This window comes from Microbispora amethystogenes, from assembly GCF_016863015.1.
Taxonomy (GTDB): domain Bacteria; phylum Actinomycetota; class Actinomycetes; order Streptosporangiales; family Streptosporangiaceae; genus Microbispora; species Microbispora amethystogenes.
The window spans coordinates 1-19771 of the sequence record NZ_BOOB01000050.1; the positions used below are offsets into that span (position 1 = coordinate 1).

At 73.8% G+C, this 19771-nt stretch carries 13 protein-coding genes; 10 read left to right on the top strand and 3 right to left on the bottom strand.

The features are described from left to right. Positions 1–75 precede the first annotated feature (75 nt). The gene (locus Mam01_RS29445) at positions 76–1143 is read right to left on the bottom strand and encodes a DUF3866 family protein (RefSeq protein WP_204288469.1); all 1068 of its coding nucleotides are present in this window, start codon (positions 1141–1143) and stop codon (positions 76–78) included. Between the two features lie 38 nt (positions 1144–1181). Here Mam01_RS29445 and Mam01_RS29450 point away from each other — a divergent pair, with 38 nt between their 5' ends. From Mam01_RS29450 to Mam01_RS29480, 7 genes are all read left to right on the top strand, one after another. Next, positions 1182–2123 (top strand): helix-turn-helix transcriptional regulator, encoded by a 942-nt coding sequence (locus tag Mam01_RS29450; protein WP_150934762.1) that lies wholly within the window; start codon positions 1182–1184, stop codon positions 2121–2123. Further along, the gene (locus Mam01_RS29455) at positions 2120–3073 is read left to right on the top strand and encodes a helix-turn-helix transcriptional regulator (protein ID WP_225311608.1); all 954 of its coding nucleotides are present in this window, start codon (positions 2120–2122) and stop codon (positions 3071–3073) included. The genes Mam01_RS29450 and Mam01_RS29455 overlap by 4 nt, the downstream gene beginning before the upstream one ends. A gap of 35 nt (positions 3074–3108) precedes the next feature. Next, positions 3109–3297: a hypothetical protein gene (locus tag Mam01_RS29460; RefSeq protein WP_204288470.1), complete on the top strand. Its 189-nt coding sequence runs from the start codon at positions 3109–3111 to the stop codon at positions 3295–3297. A 64-nt stretch (positions 3298–3361) separates the two neighbouring features. Continuing rightward, complete coding sequence (gene tatA, locus Mam01_RS29465; RefSeq protein ID WP_204288471.1) at positions 3362–3688, top strand: Sec-independent protein translocase subunit TatA; 327 nt, start codon at positions 3362–3364, stop codon at positions 3686–3688. 38 nt (positions 3689–3726) lie between these two features. Continuing rightward, positions 3727–4596, top strand: coding sequence for a twin-arginine translocase subunit TatC (tatC, locus tag Mam01_RS29470; protein WP_204288472.1), 870 nt, complete (start codon positions 3727–3729; stop codon positions 4594–4596). Between the two features lie 48 nt (positions 4597–4644). After that, positions 4645–5535: a diacylglycerol/lipid kinase family protein gene (locus Mam01_RS29475; RefSeq protein ID WP_204288473.1), complete on the top strand. Its 891-nt coding sequence runs from the start codon at positions 4645–4647 to the stop codon at positions 5533–5535. A 68-nt stretch (positions 5536–5603) separates the two neighbouring features. Then, positions 5604–8321: a DEAD/DEAH box helicase gene (locus Mam01_RS29480; RefSeq protein ID WP_204288474.1), complete on the top strand. Its 2718-nt coding sequence runs from the start codon at positions 5604–5606 to the stop codon at positions 8319–8321. A gap of 28 nt (positions 8322–8349) precedes the next feature. Here Mam01_RS29480 and Mam01_RS29485 read toward each other — a convergent pair whose 3' ends face one another. Continuing rightward, the gene (locus Mam01_RS29485) at positions 8350–9618 is read right to left on the bottom strand and encodes a cytochrome P450 (RefSeq protein WP_204288475.1); all 1269 of its coding nucleotides are present in this window, start codon (positions 9616–9618) and stop codon (positions 8350–8352) included. A gap of 31 nt (positions 9619–9649) precedes the next feature. Further along, positions 9650–10849: a glycosyltransferase gene (locus Mam01_RS29490; RefSeq protein WP_204288476.1), complete on the bottom strand. Its 1200-nt coding sequence runs from the start codon at positions 10847–10849 to the stop codon at positions 9650–9652. 558 nt (positions 10850–11407) lie between these two features. Here Mam01_RS29490 and Mam01_RS29495 point away from each other — a divergent pair. The 3 genes from Mam01_RS29495 to Mam01_RS29505 all read left to right on the top strand — a co-directional run bounded on the left by Mam01_RS29495 (position 11408) and on the right by Mam01_RS29505 (position 19749). Further along, positions 11408–12652 (top strand): cytochrome P450 family protein, encoded by a 1245-nt coding sequence (locus Mam01_RS29495; RefSeq protein WP_204288477.1) that lies wholly within the window; start codon positions 11408–11410, stop codon positions 12650–12652. Further along, positions 12642–14402 carry a fatty acyl-AMP ligase gene (locus tag Mam01_RS29500; RefSeq protein ID WP_204288478.1) on the top strand — a complete coding sequence of 587 codons (1761 nt, stop codon included), beginning with the start codon at positions 12642–12644 and terminating at the stop codon, positions 14400–14402. The genes Mam01_RS29495 and Mam01_RS29500 overlap by 11 nt, the downstream gene beginning before the upstream one ends. Positions 14403–14463: 61 nt before the next feature. Then, on the top strand, positions 14464–19749 hold the full coding sequence (locus Mam01_RS29505; RefSeq protein ID WP_204288479.1) for a type I polyketide synthase: 5286 nt from the start codon (positions 14464–14466) through the stop codon (positions 19747–19749). Positions 19750–19771 lie beyond the last annotated feature (22 nt).

Sequence of the window (19771 nt, forward strand, 5' to 3'; positions counted from 1 at the left end):
GCGAAGCGTCAACCCCCGCGCGCCGCTTAACCGCGACACGACGGGAGAATCTCGGCCTTCAGGCCGGAGAGGAGTTCACGAGAGCAGCGAGGCGGCGTGCCGCCCGGCGGCGGCGGAGGTGAGGAAGTAGGCGAGGTCCTCCTCCAGGCCGCGGCCCATCGTCGACAGCCGCACGGGTGACGCCTTCAGCGCCTCGTGCAGGCCGTCCACCGGCACCGTGACGATCTCGTGCCGGCCGGCGAGGGCCTCGGCCTGCGCGCGTACGGTCGCCCCGAACGCGCCGGGCAGGTCGGGCACGACGACCTGGGCGGGGACCAGCGCCACCCGGCCGTACGCGGTGATCGAGTGGTGCGACACCCCGACGTGCCGCTCGCGCAGGTCGCCCTCGCTCACCCTGAGCGCGGCCACGGGCCGCCCGGACAGCACGGCGGCGGCGTTCACCGCCTCGCCCGCGGAGACGCCGGAGAACCCCCAGCGGGTGCCGGTGCCGAGGTTGCCCGGGCCCTGCGCCACCACCGCGACGTCGGCGCCGAGCACGTGGCGGGCCGCGAGGAGACCGGTGTGCAGCGTGACCGCCTCGACGTCACCGCCGAACGACTGGCCGGTCGTCACGACCCCGCACAGCCACTCCACCTCCCGCAGCTTCGCGCACGACATGGAGAACCAGGCCGGCAACGCCCCGCCGTCCTGCATCACGTACGCCACCCTGATCCCCGGTGAGCCCGCGTACAGGCCGCACAGGATCGCCGGCAGCGCGGAGTGCAGGTCGGCGACCACGACCGGCATGCCGTCGACGGAGTCGGCCTCGCGCAGCGCCTCGTGGTGGGGGGAGCCCTGCTCGTCCGCGCCGAGCACGGTGGCCTGCAGGGGGGTGTAGCGTGCCTTCACAAGGTGGCCGGGGCCGGACGGATCTTGCGGCAAACGGTCCGGGACGGCCACCACCATGGCGTACCCTCCCGTACCGAGGCCCATGGCGAGGGCGGTCGTGTTGAGCAGGACGGTGTCGCCCACCTCAGGGCGTCCGACGAGCGGGGGATAGGCGAGTGCCCGGCACTCGCCTTCGGCGACGGCGACGTCGAGTTCCACCGCCCCCGGCCACTCGCGCCGAACCCGCACCACCTCGCCCTTGCGCCATCTGATCACGCCGGAAAGGGTAGCGTTTCCGACGGAAGGGAGGCCGGATGTCGCGGCGGAAGACCGAGCGGCTGCTCAATCTGGTGATCTGCCTGCTCGCGACGCGGCGGCCGCTGAGCGCGGAGCAGATCCGGCAGGCCGTGCCCGGGTACGACCCGGACAACGACGAGGCCTTCCAGCGCATGTTCGAGCGCGACAAGAACGAACTGCGCGAGATCGGCATCCCGATCGAGGTCCACAAGGACCCGTGGGAGGACGACCCCGGCTACCGGATCAGCCGCGAGTCCTACGAGCTGCCCGAGATCACGCTGGAGCCGGACGAGGCGGCCGTCATCGGCCTGGCCGCCCAGGTGTGGCAGCGGGCCAGCCTGGCGGAGGCCGCCAGCGGCGCCCTGCTGAAGCTCACGGCCGGAGGCGTGCACGCCGACCTCCCGGAGAGCCCCCTGGAGCTGCGGGTGGACACCCGCGACCCGGCGTTCCCCGCCCTGTGGGAGGCCGTGCGGGACCGGCGGGCCGTGACGTTCGACTACCGCTCGGCCGGCAGCGAGTCGGTGCTCCGGCGCACGGTCGAGCCGTGGGGCGTCGTCAGCCGGCGCGGCAGGTGGTATCTCGTCGGCCACGACCGCGACCGCGGCGCGCCCCGGGTCTTCCGCCTCAGCCGGATCACCGGGGCCGTCTCCACTCTCGGGCGGCCGGGCGCCTTCACCGTCCCCGAGGAGCTCGACCTGCGGTCGATGGTGGGCTACCAGGACCTGCCCACGGAGCGGGTCGCGCTGGTGCGCGTGCGCAAGGGGACCTGTCTCGGGCTGCGCCACGCCGCCCAGGCCGTACGGACCGGGCCGGAGGAGTGGGACGAGGCCGAGGTGACCTTCGCCGACCCCGAGCGCCTGGCGGGCTGGCTCGCGAGCCTCGGCCGCAACGCCGTCGTGGTCGAGCCGCCGGACGCCCGCGAGGCCGTGATCCGCCGTCTGAAGGGGGCCCTGCAGTGAGCTCGGACCGGCTGCCGCGGCTGCTCGCGCTCGTGCCGTACCTGATGTCGCACCCGGGCGCGCAGGTGCCCGAGGTGGCGCGCCTGTTCGGCCTGTCGGAGAAGCAGCTCGTCGACGACCTCCAGCTCGTCTGGATGTGCGGGCTGCCCGGCCACACCCCCGGCGATCTGATCGACGTCTCGTGGGACGGCGGCGAGATCCTCATCGACAACGCCGACGCGATCGCCCGCCCGCTGAAGCTCGGCGTGGACGAGGCGAGCGCCCTGCTCGTCGCGCTGCGCATGCTCGACGAGCTGCCCGAGTTCCAGGACCGCGACGTGCTCGGACGGGTCATCGCGAAGCTGGAGCAGGCGGCCGGCGAGGGCGCCGCCACGGTGAGCAGCCAGGTCCAGGTGGAGATCGGCGCGGCCCCGGACGCCCACGCGGTCATCACCGACGCCGCCCGGCGGGGCCGGAGGCTCTCGCTGCGCTACTACGTGCCGGGCCGCGACGAGATCACCCCCAGGGAGGTCGACCCGCTGCGGGTGGTGCTCGTGGACGGGCAGCACTACCTGGAGGGCTGGTGCTACCGCGCGGAGGCGATGCGGATGTTCCGCGTCGACCGGATCATGGACGTCGAGGTGCTCGACGTGGCCGCCGACCCACCCGCCGAGGCGGAGCCGATGGACGTCACCCGGGGCGTCTTCCGGCCGTCGGACGGCGACGAGGTGGTGGAGCTGGAGCTCACCCCCGCCGGGCGCTGGGTCGCCGAGTACTACCCGTGCGAGGAGGTCGCCGAGCTGGGGGAGGGCCGCCTGCGCGTATCGTTGCGGGGTCGTGACCAGTCCTGGCTCGTACGGCTCGCGCTCCGGCTGGGCGACAGCGGCCGGGTGGTGTCCCCGGCGTCCCTGGCCGATCGGGTGTCGGCCGCCGCCACGGAGGCGCTGGCCGCCTACGAGACGGCCGTCTGACCCCGGCACCCCGTCTGACCTGCGAGAGGACCGGCATGACCTGGATCTTCGCCCTCACCGGGGCGGCCGTGGCCGGGCTCGCCGTCCTCGCCTGGCCGGCCGCCCGGGTGTTCGCCGCGGCGCGGGCGCTGCGGGCCGAGGTCGACCTGGCCAGAAGCCGCGTCCGGGCCCGGGAGGAGTTGTTTTCCAAGATCAGCCCAACAGCCGATTCGGACAGCAGGTGAACTTCAGGCCGTTCTGCGCGTACGATCGGTGGAGTAGGTACGGCCCTCGCGGTAAGGACACGACATGCCCAACCTCGGACCCATGGAATGGATCCTGATCCTCCTGGTTCTGATCCTTCTTTTCGGCGCCAAGAAGCTCCCCGACACCGCGAAGGCTCTGGGGCAGTCGCTGCGCCTGTTCAAGAAGGAGACCAGCAAGCTGAGCGACGAGGAGGAGGCGAAGCAGGCCACGGTGCGGGCCGAGGCCCAGACCGTCGCCCCGCCGCCGGCGCAGATCCCGCCGGCCACCCCGTCGGTCGAGGAGCGGCTGCGCGCGCTGGAGGAGGAGAACCGGAAGCTGCGCGAGACGCAGCAGCCGGTGAGCTCGCAGAACGAGCCGCGCTCCAACTAGCCACCGCCGCACACCCCATCGATCCCAGGACGAGCTAGATGGCGCTGCTGAAACGGTCGACCCCCGTCACGTCCACGTCGGAGGACGGGCGGATGACGCTCATGGAGCATCTCCGCGAGCTGCGCAACCGGCTGGTCAAGGCCATCCTGGCGGTGGTCGTCGGAACCGCCGTCGGGTTCATCTACTTCGACCCGATCTGGAACTTCCTCAAGCAGCCGTACTGCCGCCTGCCGCAGGCCCACCAGTTCAACAAGGACCAGTGCATCCTTGTGGTGAACGGAGTCTTCGACTCGTTCTTCGTGAACCTCAAGGTCGCGGTGATGTTCGGCCTGGTGGTGTCGGCGGTGTTCTGGATCTACCAGCTCTGGGCCTTCGTGACCCCGGGCCTGTACCAGAACGAGCGCCGGTACACCGTGGCGTTCCTCGGCCTCTCCGTGCCGCTGTTCACGGCCGGAGCGGCCCTGGCCTACGTCACCATGGACAAGGGCCTGGCGCTGCTGCTCGGCTTCGCCCCCGACGGCACGCTGACCCTGGTGAGTATCAACGAGTACCTCAGCTTCGCGCTGGCGATGCTCATCATCTTCGGTATCTCCTTCCTGATGCCGCTGCTGCTGGTGTTCCTCAACGTCATCGGCGTCGTGCGCTATCGGATGGTGTCGAAGCACACCCGCATGGTCGTGTTCCTGATGTTCGTCTTCGCGGCCGTCGCGACGCCGAGCCAGGACCCCATCACCATGCTTGCCCTGGCACTCCCGATGATCGCGTTGTTCTTCGTCGCGATGGCGTTCATGTACTTCCACGACAAGAGGCGCGACGCCGCCGACGCGGCGCACGCACGTGCCATCGAAGAGGAGCTCGACGGGCCGTCCGCCACCGCGGACTCGGCCTCGGTCGACGCCCGGGACTGACCGAGGATTCCTCTGGTGCCGCCGCGTGGGCGGCGGTAGGTTCCGCCTGTGCGCGATGAGCTCGTCGTCCTGGTGAACCCCGCTGCCCGGGGCGGCCGTACGCTGCGCCTGCTCGCCCCGGTGCTGCGCCGGCTGCGCGCGGGAGGCCGGCCGGTCTCGGTGGTCGTCGGGACCTCGGCGGCCGACGCGCTCGACCGGGCCCGCGCCGCCGTCGCGGCCGGCCCCGCCGCACTCGTCGCCTTCGGCGGCGACGGCCTTGTCCACCTCGCCGTACAGGCCGTGGCCGGGACGTCCGTTCCGCTCGGCATCGTGCCCGCGGGCACCGGCAACGACATCGCCGCCGCCCTCGGCGTCCCCCGCCGGGACCTCCTCGCCGCGGCGGACGTCGTGACCCGCGGCGCGGCCAGGGGCGTGGACGCGGGAAGGACCGGTACGGGGGAGTGGTTCGCCGGGGTCCTCGCCTGCGGGTTCGACTCCCGCGTCAACGAACGGGCCAACGCCATGACGTGGCCGCCCGGAATGGCCAGGTATCTCGTCGCGCTCGCGCGGGAACTGCGCTCGTTCACGCCGATCCCGTTCCGGATCACCCTCGACGGCGAGACCGTCGAACGCGAGGCGATGCTCGTGGCGGTGGCCAACACCCGCTCGTACGGCGCCGGGATGCGGGTGTGCCCAGACGCCCGGCCCGACGACGGCCTGCTCGACGTGCTCGTGCTCGGAGCGATCCCCAAGGGGGAGTTCCTCCGCACGTTCCCCCGGGTCTACCGGGGCACCCACGCCGGCCACCCCGCGGTGACCCTGCGGCGGGCCCGCCGGGTGGAGATCGAGGCCCCGGACACCGTCGCGTACGCCGACGGCGAGCGGATCGGCCCGGCTCCCCTCACCTGCGCGGTCGAGCCCGCCGCCCTCCACGTCCTGACCCCCGAATCTACAACGTAAAGGCCAGCGGCCCTTGACGATGAAGCGGGAAGCGCAGCCCGGAATCCCGTTATCGGTAGGGTTGACGTATGAGTACGCCAGCGGAACGCTACGCCGCTTTCCGTGAGGGGCAGTCCGGTGCCGGGCCGGCTCTCGCCTCGTTCCGCGAACTTTACGACTTCGAGCTCGACGAGTTCCAGATCGACGCCTGCCAGGCGCTGGAGGCGGGGGACGGCGTGCTGGTGGCCGCGCCCACCGGGTCGGGCAAGACGGTGGTGGGGGAGTTCGCCGTCCATCTGGCCCTGGAGCAGGGCCGCAAGTGCTTCTACACCACGCCGATCAAGGCGTTGTCCAACCAGAAGTACAACGACCTGGTCCGGCGGTACGGCGCGCGCAAGGTCGGCCTCCTCACCGGTGACAACAGCGTCAACGGCGAGGCCCCGATCGTCGTGATGACCACCGAGGTCCTGCGCAACATGCTGTACGCGGGGTCGAACACGCTGACCGGTCTCGCGTACGTCGTGATGGACGAGGTGCACTACCTCGCCGACCGGTTCCGCGGCGCGGTCTGGGAGGAGGTCATCATCCACCTGCCGGAGTCGGTGCGGGTGGTGGCCCTGTCGGCGACGGTCAGCAACGCCGAGGAGTTCGGCGAGTGGCTGGGCGAGGTGCGCGGCGACACGACGGTCATCGTCGACGAGCACCGGCCGGTGCCGCTGTGGCAGCACATGCTGGTCGGCAACCGGATGTACGACCTGTTCGTCAACGAGGGCGACGGCGTCCTGCGGGTGAACCCGTCCCTGATGCGGATCTCCCGTGACGAGATGCGGCTGGCGCAGGCCCGGGGCAGGCGGGGCTATTCGCGGCCCGGCCGGGGCACGACCCCGAGCCGCTCCGACGTGATCGAGAAGCTCGACGCCGAGGGCCTGCTTCCGGCGATCACCTTCATCTTCTCCCGCAACGGCTGCGACGCCGCGGTCATGCAGTGTCTCTACTCCGGGCTGCGCCTCACCACCCAGACCGAGAGCCACGAGATCCGCCAGATCGTGGACGAGCGGACGGCCCACCTGCCCGACGAGGACCTCGCGGTGCTCGGCTACCTCGAATGGCGCGACTGCCTGGAGCGCGGCCTCGCGGCCCACCACGCGGGCATGCTCCCCGCGTTCAAGGAGGTCGTCGAGGAGCTGTTCACGAAGGGCCTGGTGAAGGCGGTTTTCGCGACCGAGACGCTGGCGCTCGGCATCAACATGCCGGCCAGGTCGGTGGTGATCGAGAAGCTGGACAAGTGGAACGGCGAGACCCACGCCGACCTCACTCCGGGGGAGTACACCCAGCTCACCGGCCGGGCCGGGCGGCGCGGCATCGACATCGAGGGCCACGCGGTGGTGGTCTGGCAGCCCGGGATGGACCCCCTCGCGGTCGCCGGTCTCGCGGGCACCCGCACCTATCCGCTGCGCTCCAGCTTCAAGCCGTCGTACAACATGGCGGTCAACCTCGTCGGGCAGGTCGGCCGGGAGCGGGCGCGGACGCTGCTCGAGGACTCCTTCGCCCAGTTCCAGGCCGACCGGGCCGTGGTCGGGCTGGCCCGGCAGCTCCGCAAGGCGGAGCACGCCCTGGAGGGCTACTCCGAGGCGATGACCTGCCATCTCGGCGACTTCCAGGAGTACGCGGCGATGCGCAGGCGGCTCTCGGACCGCGAGGCGGAGCTGTCGCGCCAGCGGGGCGCGGCCCGGCGGGCCCAGGCCGTGCAGTCCCTTGAGGAGCTCAAGCCCGGTGACGTCATCCGGGTGCCGGGCGGGCGGCGCGCGGGCATCGCGGTCGTGCTCGACCCGGGCACCAACGCCCGGGGCCACGAGGGGCCGGCGCCACTCGTGCTGACGATCGGCAAGCAGGTGAAGCGGCTGTCGGCGGCCGACTTCCCGGTGCCGGTGGAGCCCGTCGACAAGATCAGGATTCCCAAGGGCTTCAACCCCCGCTCGCCCAAGGAGCGGGCCAACCTCGTCTCGACCGTGCACGCGAAGCTGGGCGACCGCGACCTCGGCAAGCCGCCCCGGGCCCGCGACCACGCGGCGGAGGACGAGGAGATCCTCCAGCTGCGCCGCGAGCTGCGCCAGCACCCCTGTCACGGCTGCGACCAGCGGGAGGACCACGCCCGCTGGGCCGAGCGCTACTACAAGCTGCTCCGCGAGACCGAAGGGCTGCGCCGCCGGGTCGAGGGGCGCTCCCACGTCATCGCGCGGACCTTCGACCGGGTCTGCGGAGTGCTCGACCAGCTCGGCTACCTGGAGGGCGAGACCGTCACCCAGGAGGGCCGCAGGCTCGCCTCCCTCTACACCGAGCTCGACCTGCTCACCTCCGAGTGCCTGCGGTCGGGAGCGTGGGACCGGCTCGACCCCGCCGAGCTGGCCGCCTGCGTGTCGGCGCTGGTCTACGAGTCGCGGCAGTCCGACGACATGCGCAGCCCCAAGATCCCGGCCGGCGCGGCCCGGGACGCGCTCGCGGAGATGGTGCGCCTGTTCGGCGAACTGGAGGGCATCGAGCAGGACCACGGCCTGTCGTTCGTCCGCGAGCCCGACGTCGGCTTCGCCTGGGCGGCCTTCCGGTGGGCCAAGGGCCACAGCCTCGACGCCGTGCTGACCGACTGCGACCTCGCGGCGGGCGACTTCGTCCGCTGGATCAAGCAGCTGCTCGACCTGCTCGGGCAGATCAGGGAGGCCGCGCCCCGGGGTGGCAAGGTCGCGGAGAACGCCGGCAAGGCCGTCGACGCCATGCGCCGCGGAGTCGTCGCCTACTCCTCCGTGAGCTGATCGCCGCGCCGGGCCCGGCGCCGCCGCGTCACGCCACGCTGACAGTCTGCGGTACGGCCCCCGTGGTGGTCTGTGGGGTGGTCTGTGTGGCGGTCGCGGGGACGCGGCCGTACCAGCGGATGGCCCGCCGGTTCAGCCGGGTGGGCTCGCCCGCGAGCGTGAGGTCCGGCAGCCGGCGCAGGACCGCCGGAAGGGCGATCTGCGCCTCCAGCCGGGCCAGCGGGGCCCCGAAGCAGAAGTGCGGGCCCGCGCTGAAGGAGAGCGAGTGGTTGCCGGGCCGGTCGGGCCGGAATTCCTGGGGCGAGTCGAAGCGCCGGGGGTCGCGGTTCACCGCGCCGAGGAGGATCAGGATCTCGGCGTCCGGCGGCAGCGTCGTGCCCGCGACCCGCATCGTGGAGGTCGCCCGGCGCACGGTGAACTGCGACGGCGCGTCCCAGCGCAGCAGCTCCTCGACGTACGGCTGCGCGAACCCGTCGTCCGCGCGCAGCCGGGTCGCGTGCTCCGGGTGCCGGAGCAGGTGCAGCAGACCGTTCGCCAGCAGGTACGCGGTCGAGTCGAGCGCGGCGGCCATCAGCAGGACCAGGTGGGACAGGATCTCCTGGGCGGTGAGGGCCGTCCGGTCGCGGTCGTGGGCGGCGACGAGCGCGCTCGGCAGGTCGTCCGCCGGCCTGCGGCGCCGGGCGGCGACGAGGTCGGTCATGTACGCCTCGATCTCCCGCGTCGTCCGGTTCCCCCGCTCCAGCTCCTCGGGCTGCGGGGACGCCTCCATCACGATCAGCAGGTCTCCGGCGCGCTCCTCGAACCAGCGGTGGTCGGACGGCGGCACGCCGAGGATGTGGCACATGATCCACACCGGCAGGGGCAGCGCGAAGTCCTTCACCAGGTCGGCGACGCCGTCCTTGGCGCATCGTCCGGCGACGCCGTCGGCCAGCCGATCCGACTGCTCGCGGACGAAGCCGCGCAGGTCCGCCACCCGTCGCGCGCTGAACCAGCCGGCGAGCAGGGGGCGGACGCGGCCGTGGTCCGGAGGGTCGGTCAGCAGCACCGTCTCGGTCAGCAGCGTCGCGGCCCGGTTCGTCCGCCAGGCCGGCCAGTCACGGTCCAGGCGCGCCTCGTTCACCACGGAGATGGAGGGGTCGCGCAGGATCTGGTTGGCCGCGTCGTAGCCGACCACGACGAACATGCTGTCGGTCACCTGCACGACCGGGCCGTGCTCGTGCAACGCCTGATACGCCGGGTAGGGATCCTCGATCCCCTCGGGGCCCATGAGCCATGCCAGGGCGGACTGCAGGTCCATCCTGGTCACCTCCTTGTCGTCGTCATCGGTCTCATGCGTCCGGTGCCGCCGCGACCGCGGCGTCCTGTGGCCGTACCGCGGTCAGCCGGTCGCCGGGTGTGAGGCGGGCCGCCCGCAGGACGATGTCGGCGGCCCGTGCGACGCCCCCGGCCTGCCGGAGCCGGTCGCCCCAGTGCCGGCTGCGCCGCCGGTGGGACTCGCCGGACAGCAGGCGGAGCAGCTTGGCGGAGACCTCGGCGGCGTCGAAGGCGGGCGGCCTGTCCAGGGCGAGCCCGACGCCGGAGTCCACGGCGCGGGCCGCCAGGTCGTAGCAGTCCAGCCAGAACGGCATGACCAGCATGGGCTGCCCGCAGTAGAGGGCCTCGTGGAAGATGTTGTTGCCGCCGTGGCAGACGACGGCGCGCACGTGCGGGTGGGTGAGCACCCCGAAGTGGTCCGGCACCCACTCGACCGTACGGACGTTGGCCGGCAGCTCGGCGGGCAGCAGCGCCCGCTGGTCGGCGGGCAGCTTCCACAGCACCTGGTTGCCGGGGCCGATCCGCCGCAGCGCCTCGGTGAACTCCCGCAGCTGGACGGCGGACAGCTTGATCAAGGTGCCCATGTTCACGTACACGACGGACTCGTGCCGGTCGAGCCAGCCGCTCAGCTCGTCGTCCCGGTCCGCCTGGGCCGGCGCCGGCGGGATCACGGCGCCCACCATGTGCAGGTGCGGGGGAGCGGGGAAGGGATGTTCCAGCCCGAAGACGGAGTAGCCGAGCACCGCGACGGCGTCGTCGCTGTGCCGTTCCGGGTCGGCGAAGACGTTGGCGATGCCGTGCGCCCGCCGCTCGCGGGCGGCCGTGAGGTCGGCGCAGCGCAGCATCGCCGCCTGCATCCGGATCCGGAACGCGATGTTGGCGATCCGCTGGGTGCCGCCCAGCCGGAGTGGCAGGCCGGACGTCGGGGTCGGGTAGCCCCACGGCAGCCGCCCGAGGTACACCCCGCTCGGGGGGAAGGCGATGCTCAGCACGTACGGCACCCCGCGCGCGCAGGCCGCGTCGATCGCGCCGACGTTCAGGTTGTCGATCACCATCAGACGGGGACGGATCCGGTCGATCTGCTCCAGGGTGTGCCGGAAGAACGTGCGCAGCACCGCCCTGTCACGCACCAGTCGCGCCAGTGCCACCGTGCCGGCGGTGGTCCGCGGGCCCCGGGTCATGGCGGCGTACATCGCGCCGTCGACTTTGATCATCTTTTCGCCGCAGGAATGGAACGAGATCGGGCTGCCCGCGCCCGCCGCGTCCACCGGCCGCCGGGCGTCCTCCTCGGAGGCGAAATGCAGATCCGGAGTATTCCGGCGGGACAGTTCTCCGGCGATGGAGACAAGTGGATTGAGCAACCCGGAGTGTGCCGCCGCGGCGAAGAGGATGGGGCGCCGATCTGGTGTGATGCGCATTCCCGAATTGGCCACATTTGGCACGTTAAGCGGGGCTGGAAGGATCGGCAACCCCTAGGCCTCCGGTCCGCGACAGTCGGGATTGAATCCATCTGACCTGGGCCGATCTGCTCGTCCGCCGTTTCAAAGGGGAAATGGGGAAGGCAACCCTTGAATCCGCCGGCGGGTGACAGGGGTGCCGCCGCCGCCCTTAGGAGTTTGATTCGCGGGGGCGGGTGGCGAATATGGGGACATCGGGACCTCGTGAGGTCTGCCGGCGGCGTCCGGCGTGTCACCCCGGACGCCGAAGCTGCCAGGGGAATGCCAATGTCGCAATCAGGTTCCGCACTTCCCGGTTTCTACTCACGGGAATTCGTGAGTGACCCGTACGCCGCGTACGACTATCTGCGCCGGACCGGGCCCGTCCGGCGGGTGTACCGGGCCGGCGTGCCCGTCTGGCTGGTCACCAGCTATGACGAGGTCCGGCTGGTCCTCACCGACGCGCGCTTCGTCAAGGAACCGGCGCGCTGGCCCGTGCCGATCGAGGAGGCCGACCCCGGGCTGGGGGGCCTCAACCGCTTCGTCGGCAAGCACCTGCTCTATTCGGATCCGCCGCGCCACACCCGGCTGCGCCGGCTGGTGTCGGCGACCTTCACGCCCCGCAGGGTGGCGGGATACGAGCCGATGATCAGGACCGTGGTGGACGAACTGCTCAAGCAGTTCGACGCGTGCGACGAGATCGACCTCGTCGGCCGGTTCGCGGTGCCCATCGGGACCACCGTGATCTGCGAGATGCTGGGCATCCCCGCGGCCGAGCGCAAGGACTTCCGGCGGTGGTCGCTCCCGCTGGTCTCCGACCACGGGCCCGCCCGGTCGACCGAGGAGCTCGCGGCCGGCCGGCGGGCCGCGCTGGACCAGCTGAGCGAGTATCTCGGCGCGCTGATCCGGCACAAGCGTGCCCGGCCCACGTCCGACCTGCTGAGCGCGTTGATCGAGGCCCGCGACGGCGACGGGCGTCTGAGCGAGCCGGAGCTCATCGCGATGGCGCTGCTGCTGCTGATCGCCGGGCACGAGACGACCGTCAACTTCATCGGGAACGCCACGCTGGCCCTGCTGGACCACCCGGACCAGGCCGAGCTGCTCCGCCGCCGGCCGGACCTGCTCCCCGGCGCGATCGAGGAGCTGGTCCGCTACGAGGGATCGGTCATGATCTGCAGCCTGCGGGTCACCGGCGAGCCCGTCGAGCTCGCCGGAGTGCTGATCCCGGAGGGGGAGCTGGTGATGGCCGTGGTGGCCGCGGCGGACCGCGACCCCGACCGGTTCGCCGATCCGCAGCGGCTCGACGTCACCCGGCCGTCCGTCCCGCATCTGGGGTTCGGCGCGGGGATCCACTACTGCGTCGGGGCGCCGCTGGCACGGCTGCAGAGCCGGATCGCCATCGGCGAGCTGCTGCGGCGCTACCCCCGTATGGAGCCGGCCGTGCCCCGGCACGAGCTGACCTGGCATCCCAGCATCACGCTGCGGGGCCTGAACTCCCTCCCGGTCGCGCCGCACGGCCTCGGACGGTCCGCGGCCACGGCCGGGCCGCTGGCGATGGGAGGTGCCCGCGGTGGCCGCTGAGACCTCGCCCGGACCGGTCGAGCTGCTGCGCCGGCACGTCCGCCGGATGCCCGGTGCCACCGTCTTCGAGCTCGCGGGCGAGCGCGCCGACCTGCCCCCCGAGCGCCTCACCTTCGCCGATCTCGACGCGCGGGCCACCGCGCTGGCCGCCGAGATCAGGCGGCACACCACGGCCGGGGACCGGGTGGCCATCCTGCAGGAGTCCGGGCTGGAGTTCCCGGTCGCCTTCTTCGCCTGCCTGTACGCCGGGGTCGTCGCCGTTCCCCTGTATCCGCCCGACGCCCAGCGGACGGCCGCCCGCCTGAACTCGGTGGTCCGCGACGCGGATCCGGCCCTCGTCCTGACCTCGGCCCGGCACCGCCGGGCGGTGCGCGACTGGCTGGACGGCGGCGTCCTCCGCACGCCGCGGCTGGCGCTCATCGACGAGGTTCGCACGCCGGGGCCGGCGGACGCGGAGCCCATGACGGCACGGGGTGACGAGCCCGCGCTGCTGCAGTACACCTCCGGCTCCACCGGCGACCCGGCGGGGGTCGTCGTCACCCACCGCAACCTGGTGGCCAACGTCGGCCAGATCCAGCGCGCCTACGCCGTGTCCTCCGACAGCGTCCTGGTCAACTGGCTCCCGCTGTTCCACGACATGGGCCTGCTGACCATGGTAGTGCTGCCGGCGCTGTCCGGGATCCGCTCGATCCACCTGACGCCCGGGACGTTCATCCGCCACCCCCGCCGCTGGCTCGAGCTGATCTCCCAGCAGGCCGACGCCAACGCCATGGCGCCCGACTTCGGCTACCGGCACTGCGTGCAGCGGATCGCCCCGCCGCAGCGGGCCGGCCTGGACCTGCGCGGCTGGCGGATCGCCGGGAACGGCAGCGAGCCGGTCCGGCCGCGGACCCTCGACCTGTTCGCCGATGCGTTCGCCGGTCAGGGGTTCGACCCGGCGGCCTTCCGCCCCAGTTACGGCCTGGCCGAGGCGACCGTGCTGGTGTCCGGGTTCCGGGCGTCGGGCCCGCCCCGGCGGTTGCCGGTCGACCGCGCGGCGCTCGGCCGCGGCGAGGTCCGGCCCGCCGGGCCGGGTTCGCCCGGGGACGCCGGGGCGGAGCGCACCACCGTCCTGGTCGGCTGCGGCGTCCCGGCCGACCAGGAGGTCCGGGTGGTCGACCCGGGCACCGGGAAGGTGTGCCCGCCGGGCCGGGTCGGCGAGCTGTGGGTGTCCGGGCCGAACGTCACCGCCGGCTACTTCCGGCGGCCGGAACGCACCGCCGACGCGTTCCTCACCCGCCACGAGGCAGGGCCCGGTCCCTGGCTGCGCACGGGAGACCTGGGATTCCTCGACCAGGGCGAGATCTTCGTCGTGGGACGGCTGAAGGATCTGATCATCGTCGACGGACGCAACCACCACGCGGCGGACGTCGAGGAGACCGCCGGACAGGCGCATCCGGCCGTCGTCGTGGGGGGTGTCGCGGCGATCCCCGTGGACACGGCCGAAGGGGAGGCCCTCGTGGTGCTCGCCGAGGTCGACCGGCGCGCCCCCGGCTTCACGCCGGCGGCGGTGCGCGCGGCGGTGCGCCGGGCGCTCGCCGACCGTCACGGCGTGTCGCCGTACGACGTCGTGCTGGTCCGCCGCGGCGCACTGCCACGCACGACCAGCGGGAAACTGCAGCGGCGCCAGAGCCGGCGGCTCTACGCGGACGGCGCGTTCGCCGCCGATCTGGTAGTCGCGGAGCCGGCGGCCGCGCCGGTTGGGAACTGATGACGAGCATTCAATCGATCGGCGGCCCGGAGAGGGCCGCCGCATCGGGGATGGGGATCTGATGGCGAACGGGGAATCGATCGGCGGCCCGGAGGCCGCGCCCGCCGGGCGGCTCAGTTCGGTGGCGTTGCAGGCGTGGTTCGCCGAGCAGATCGCGGCGGCCGCCGGGATCGCGCCGGACGAGGTGGACCCGGAGGCGAGTTTCCGGGACCTGGGGCTGTCGTCGCGGGCGCTGGTCTCGCTGCACGGAGCTCTGGAGGACAGGCTCGGCCGTACGGTGCCGGCGGAGGTCGTCTGGGAGCACGGCAGCCCGGCACGGCTGGCGCGCTTCCTCGGCGGGGACTCCGCCGCCGGCGCGCGGGGCGTGTCCACCGCCGGGCACGGCCCCGCAGTGGAGGACGGCGCCGGGCCGCACGGGCCGCATGCCGGGCCGGGCGCCGAGCCGATCGCGGTCGTCGGCATCGGGCTGCGGCTCCCCGGTGGCGTCGACTCCCCGGACGGCTTCTGGCGGCTGCTGTGCGACGGAGCCGACGCCGTGCGCGAGACGCCGCCGGAGCGCTGGCCGCTGGACGCCGAGGCCGTCCGGCGGGCGGGCGCGGATCCGGCCGCGTGCCGCTGGGGGGCGCTGCTGGAGCGGGTCGACGAGTTCGACGCCGGGTTCTTCGGCATCTCGCCACGCGAGGCCGTCGCGATGGATCCGCAGCAGCGGCTGCTGCTCGAGGTCGCCTGGGAGGCGATCGACCGGGCGGCCGTGCCGCTGGACCGTCTGCGGACCGGCCGGACCGGGGTCTTCGTCGGGATCGCCAACTACGACTACGGCCGGATGCAGGACGCGGAGGGCGCCGGGATCGGGGCCTACACCAGCACCGGCAGCGCGTTGAGCATCGCCGCGAACCGGCTGTCGTACGCCTTCGACCTGCGCGGACCGAGCCTCTCGGTCGACACCGCCTGCTCGTCGTCGCTGGTGGCCGTGCATCTGGCCGCGCAGAGCCTGCGCAACGGAGAGAGCGACGCCGTGCTCGTGGGCGGGGTGAGCCTCGCGCTGTCCCCGGTCATCGGGCTCAACTACGGCCTCCTCGGCGGGATCTCGCCGACCGGGCGATGCCGGGCCTTCGACGCCGACGCCGACGGCATCGTCAGGGGCGAGGGGGTGGCCGTCGTCCTGCTGGAACGGCTCTCCGACGCCGTACGGCACGGTGACCCGGTCATCGCGGTGCTGCGCGGCAGCGCGATCAACCAGGACGGGCGGACGAACGGCCTGACCGCGCCCAGCGCCGCCGCGCAGGCCGACGTCGTACGCAGCGCCTGGCGCGAGGCGGGCGTCACGCCCGCCGACGTCGGCCTGGTGGAGACCCACGGCCCCGGCACCCGGCTCGGCGATCCGATCGAGGTCGCCGCGCTCGCCGAGGTGTTCGGCGACGAGGGCGTCCGCTGCGCGCTCGGATCGGTGAAGACCAACATGGGGCATCTGGAGGCGGCCGCCGGGCTCGTCGGGCTGGTCAAGGCGGCACTGTGCGTGCAGCGCGGCAGGATCCCCGGCAACCTGCACTTCCGGCGGCCCAACCCGCGAATCCCGCTCGAGGGGACGCCGTTCTTCGTGCCCACCGCCGTGACCGACTGGCCCGCCGCCTTCCCCCGGAGGGTCGCCGGCGTCAGCAGCTTCGGCTTCGGCGGCACCAACGCGCACGTCGTGGTGGCGAACGCCGAGACGCCGCAGGTCCCCGCCGACCCGGACCCGGCGGACGGCAGGCCGCACGTCCTGGTGGCCTCGGCCCGCGACGCCGGTGCGCTGGCGCGGTCCGCCCGGCGGCTGGCCGAGACCGTCGAGCTCGAGGCGTCACTGGGCGACCTGTGCTTCACCGCGGCCCGGCGCCGGACCCACCTGGAGCACCGCCTCGCCGTGGCCGGGCACAGCCGGGAGGAACTGGCGGCCGGGCTGCGCGCCTTCGCCGACGGCGGGCATCCGGCCGGGGTGCGGGCCGGGCGGGCCCGCGGTGTCGCGCCGATGGTGGCGTGGTGCTTCGCCGGGTACGCCGGGGACCCGGGCGAGGCCGGCCGGGCCCTGTACGCCGTGCCCGGTCCGTTCAGGGACACCATCGACCAGGTCGCGCCGCTGATCGCCGAGGAGGCCGGTTTCGACGTCCGCGACATCCTGCGGGAACGCGCGACCGCGCCGGAAGACCGGCTGGACGTGCTGCTGCCCGCCGCCTTCGCCGTGCAGGTCGCGCTGGCGGCCTGGTGGCGGTCGGCCGGTGTCACGCCCGACGCCGTCGTGGGGCACAGCGCGGGCGAGGTCGCGGCGGCGTACGTCGCGGGCGCGCTGGACCTGCCCGACGCCACCCGGGTGATCTGCCGGCGGGCCCGCCTGCTGCAGACGCTCACCGGCCGCGGCGCCATGATGGCGGTGGACCTGCCGTACGAGCGGGCGCTCCGGGACTCGGGCGGCGGCCTCGCGATCGCCGTCGACGCGGCGCCCGGACAGGTCGTCGTGTCCGGACCGGACGAGGCGCTGGCCGCGCTGGGCGAGCGGTGCGAGGCCGAGGGCGTCCGCTTCCGCCGCCTCACCACCCGGGTGGCCGGCCACTCGGAGCTGGTCGAACCCATCCTGGCCGAGCTGGGGGAACAGCTGAGCGGCATCACGCCGCGGACGCCGGCCGTCCCGTTCGTGTCCACCGTGGACCCCGGGGTGTGGAACCCGGTCGCCGACACCGCCTACTGGCTGCGCAACCTGCGGCGGACCGTGCACTTCCGGCCCGCGGTCGAGGACCTGGCCGCGCGTGGGTTCGGCGTGTTCCTGGAGATCAGCACGCATCCGGTGCTGGTCCACTCGATCGACCGCACGCTGCCCGCAGGCGGGTCCACGCGGCCGGCCGTCCTGTCCTCCGTCCGGCGTGACGTGCCGTCGTGGGAGTCGCTGCTCGCGACGCTGGCCGAGCTGCACTGCCGGGGCGTCGCGGTGGACTGGTCGGCCCGCTACCCGCGAGGCGAGATCGTCCCGCTGCCGTCCTATCCGTGGCAGCACCGGCCCTACTGGTTCACCCCGCAGGAGCGCCGCCCCGCCGGTCCGGCTTCGGCCGCGACCGCCGCACCGGAGCCGGCGGGGTCGCCGGGCTCGTCCGCGGCGACCCGGCCTGCGGCCTCGCCGCCCGGGCAGTACACCGTGACGTGGCACCCGGCACCGCCGCCCGCGGCGCCCGCCGCCCGTGACGACGGCTGGCTGGTGCTGAGCGACGACGGCCCGTACGGCACGGCGGTCGTCGTCGAGCTGGCCCGGCGCGGACGGCGATGCCTCCTCGTCCGGCCGGACCGGCTCGACGAGCACGTGCTGCGGCGCCTGCGCGAGGGGGAGCAGCCCTGGCTCGTCGTCGACCTGCGCGCCCTCACCGACACCCGTGAGGACCACGAGACGATCCCGCCGGACCTCGCCGAACGGCGTCTGGCGCGGACCACCGAGCTGGTCGCCGGCCTGACGGCGGCGGGGCTCGGCGACCGGGCGCGCGCCTGGTGGGTCACCCGGGGCGCCCAGCCCGTGTCCGGGCGGGGCGAACCGGTCGACGTGGCGTCGGCGGCGCTCTGGAGCCTGGCCCGGACGGTGCGGCTGGAGCACCCCGGCCTGTGGGGCGGCCTGCTGGACGTCGGCGCCGACGACCCCGCGCTGGTGGCGCGCTGCCTGGCCGACGAACTGCTCGCCGCGGGGCCGGAGGACGAGGTGGCCTACCGGGAGGGCACGCGCTTCGTCGCCCGGCTCACCGCCGCCGAGACCGCCCGGCCCGGTGCCGCCCCGGACGCCGACCCCGAGGGCGCCTACCTGGTCTGTGGCGGCCTGGGCCGGCTCGGGACGGAGGTCGCGCGGTGGCTCGCCGGGCGCGGCGCCCGCCACCTGGTGCTGACCGGACGCTCCGGCCCCGGCCCCCGGCACCAGGCAGGGCTGCGTGCCCTGGCCGACCTCGGCGTCGAGGTTACGACCGTGCGGGCGGACGTCGCCGACGAGGCCGCGATGACGGCGCTGTTCGAGCGCTTCGGGCGGGACCTGCCGCCGCTGCGTGAGGCGTATCACCTGGCCACGAGCCGGGGGATCGGCCGCCTCGCCACCACCCGCGCCGAGGACGCGCACGCGAGGCTGGCGGCGAAGGTGCGCGGGGGCTGGCTGCTGCACCGGCTGTGCGCCGGCCGCGGCGTGTCCCGTCTCGTCTTCTTCTCCTCCGCCGTGGCGTGCCTGGGATGGCGATCGGGCGGTCACTACGCCGCGGCCAACGGCTTCCTGGACGCCCTGGCGCACGAGCGCACCCGCGCCGGGGAGCCGACGCTGAGCGTCGGCTGGGGCGCCTGGGACATGCCGGACTCGCCCGACGTCGACCTGGTCGGCGACGACGGGTTCCGTCTCATGCCGCCCGGCGACTGCCTGGCGATCCTCGGCTCGCTGCTGACCGGAGACGCGACCCACCGCGCGGTGGCGGCCGTCGAATGGCCGGTGCTCGCGGGCGCCTACCGGTCCGGCCGTGCGGTGCCCGTGCTCGACACGGTCGCGGGCGCGGCCCGGCCGGCCTCGGCCCAGTCTCCAGCGGCTCAGCCTCCGGCGGCCGAGCCGTCAGCGGCCGTGCCGGCGGAGGGGAGCCCGGCGCCGGTCCGCGACGACGGCGTTCGGGCCGCCGCACCGCAGGCCGCCACGACGCAGGCCGCCACGACGCAGGCCGCCGCACCGCGGGCGGCCGTCCCCGGCGGCGTGGACGGGGCCTCGGAAGCCCATGCCGCGCCCCGCCCGGACGCCGTGAACGCCGTGAACACCTTGAACGACGTGGACGACATGCGCGGGATGCTGCGCGCGGAGCTCGCCGCCGTCCTGCGGGTCGACGATCCGGAGGAGATCGACCCGCGGGTCGGCCTGTTCGAGCTCGGGCTCGACTCGGTGATGAGCGTCGAGCTGCGCGCCCGGATCGAGCGGCGCCTCGGCCGCGAGGTGCCGCCGACCCTCGTCTTCGAGTTCCCGACCATCGAGGAGCTGGCCGTCGCCCTGTCCGGAGGCACGGCCGGGGACACGGCGGTGGACGCGGCGGGGAACACGGTGGGAGGCATGGCGGGGGACATTGCGGGAGGCATGGCGGGGGATATGGCCGGGCAGCCGGCCTCCTTCTCCGCCCGTCCTGTCCCCGCCGCCCGTCCTGTCCCCGCCGGGGGCGACGACGGGCCGGCGGCCGCCGCGGGCGCGCCCCTGCGGGCGGACCTGCCCTCGCCGGTGGACCCGCCCCACGCCGCCGAGGCGGAAGCGGCGCCGTACGGGCACGACCCGCTGGAGGAACAGGACGAGCTGATCAGGCGGCTGGCCGAGAAGCTGGAGCTGCTCCGCTGACCGTCCGCGTCCGTGACCGCGC

What these genes read in the sequence shown, in the direction of transcription:
- Mam01_RS29450 (WP_150934762.1), top strand. Translation starts at nt 1,182, where the DNA reads ATGTCGCGGCGGAAGACCGAGCGGCTGCTCAATCTGGTGATCTGCCTG.
- Mam01_RS29460 (WP_204288470.1), top strand. Translation starts at nt 3,109, where the DNA reads ATGACCTGGATCTTCGCCCTCACCGGGGCGGCCGTGGCCGGGCTCGCC.
- tatA (WP_204288471.1), top strand. Translation starts at nt 3,362, where the DNA reads ATGCCCAACCTCGGACCCATGGAATGGATCCTGATCCTCCTGGTTCTG.
- tatC (WP_204288472.1), top strand. Translation starts at nt 3,727, where the DNA reads ATGGCGCTGCTGAAACGGTCGACCCCCGTCACGTCCACGTCGGAGGAC.
- Mam01_RS29480 (WP_204288474.1), top strand. Translation starts at nt 5,604, where the DNA reads ATGAGTACGCCAGCGGAACGCTACGCCGCTTTCCGTGAGGGGCAGTCC.
- Mam01_RS29485 (WP_204288475.1), bottom strand. Translation starts at nt 9,618, where the DNA reads ATGGACCTGCAGTCCGCCCTGGCATGGCTCATGGGCCCCGAGGGGATC.
- Mam01_RS29490 (WP_204288476.1), bottom strand. Translation starts at nt 10,849, where the DNA reads ATGATCAAAGTCGACGGCGCGATGTACGCCGCCATGACCCGGGGCCCG.
- Mam01_RS29505 (WP_204288479.1), top strand. Translation starts at nt 14,464, where the DNA reads ATGGCGAACGGGGAATCGATCGGCGGCCCGGAGGCCGCGCCCGCCGGG.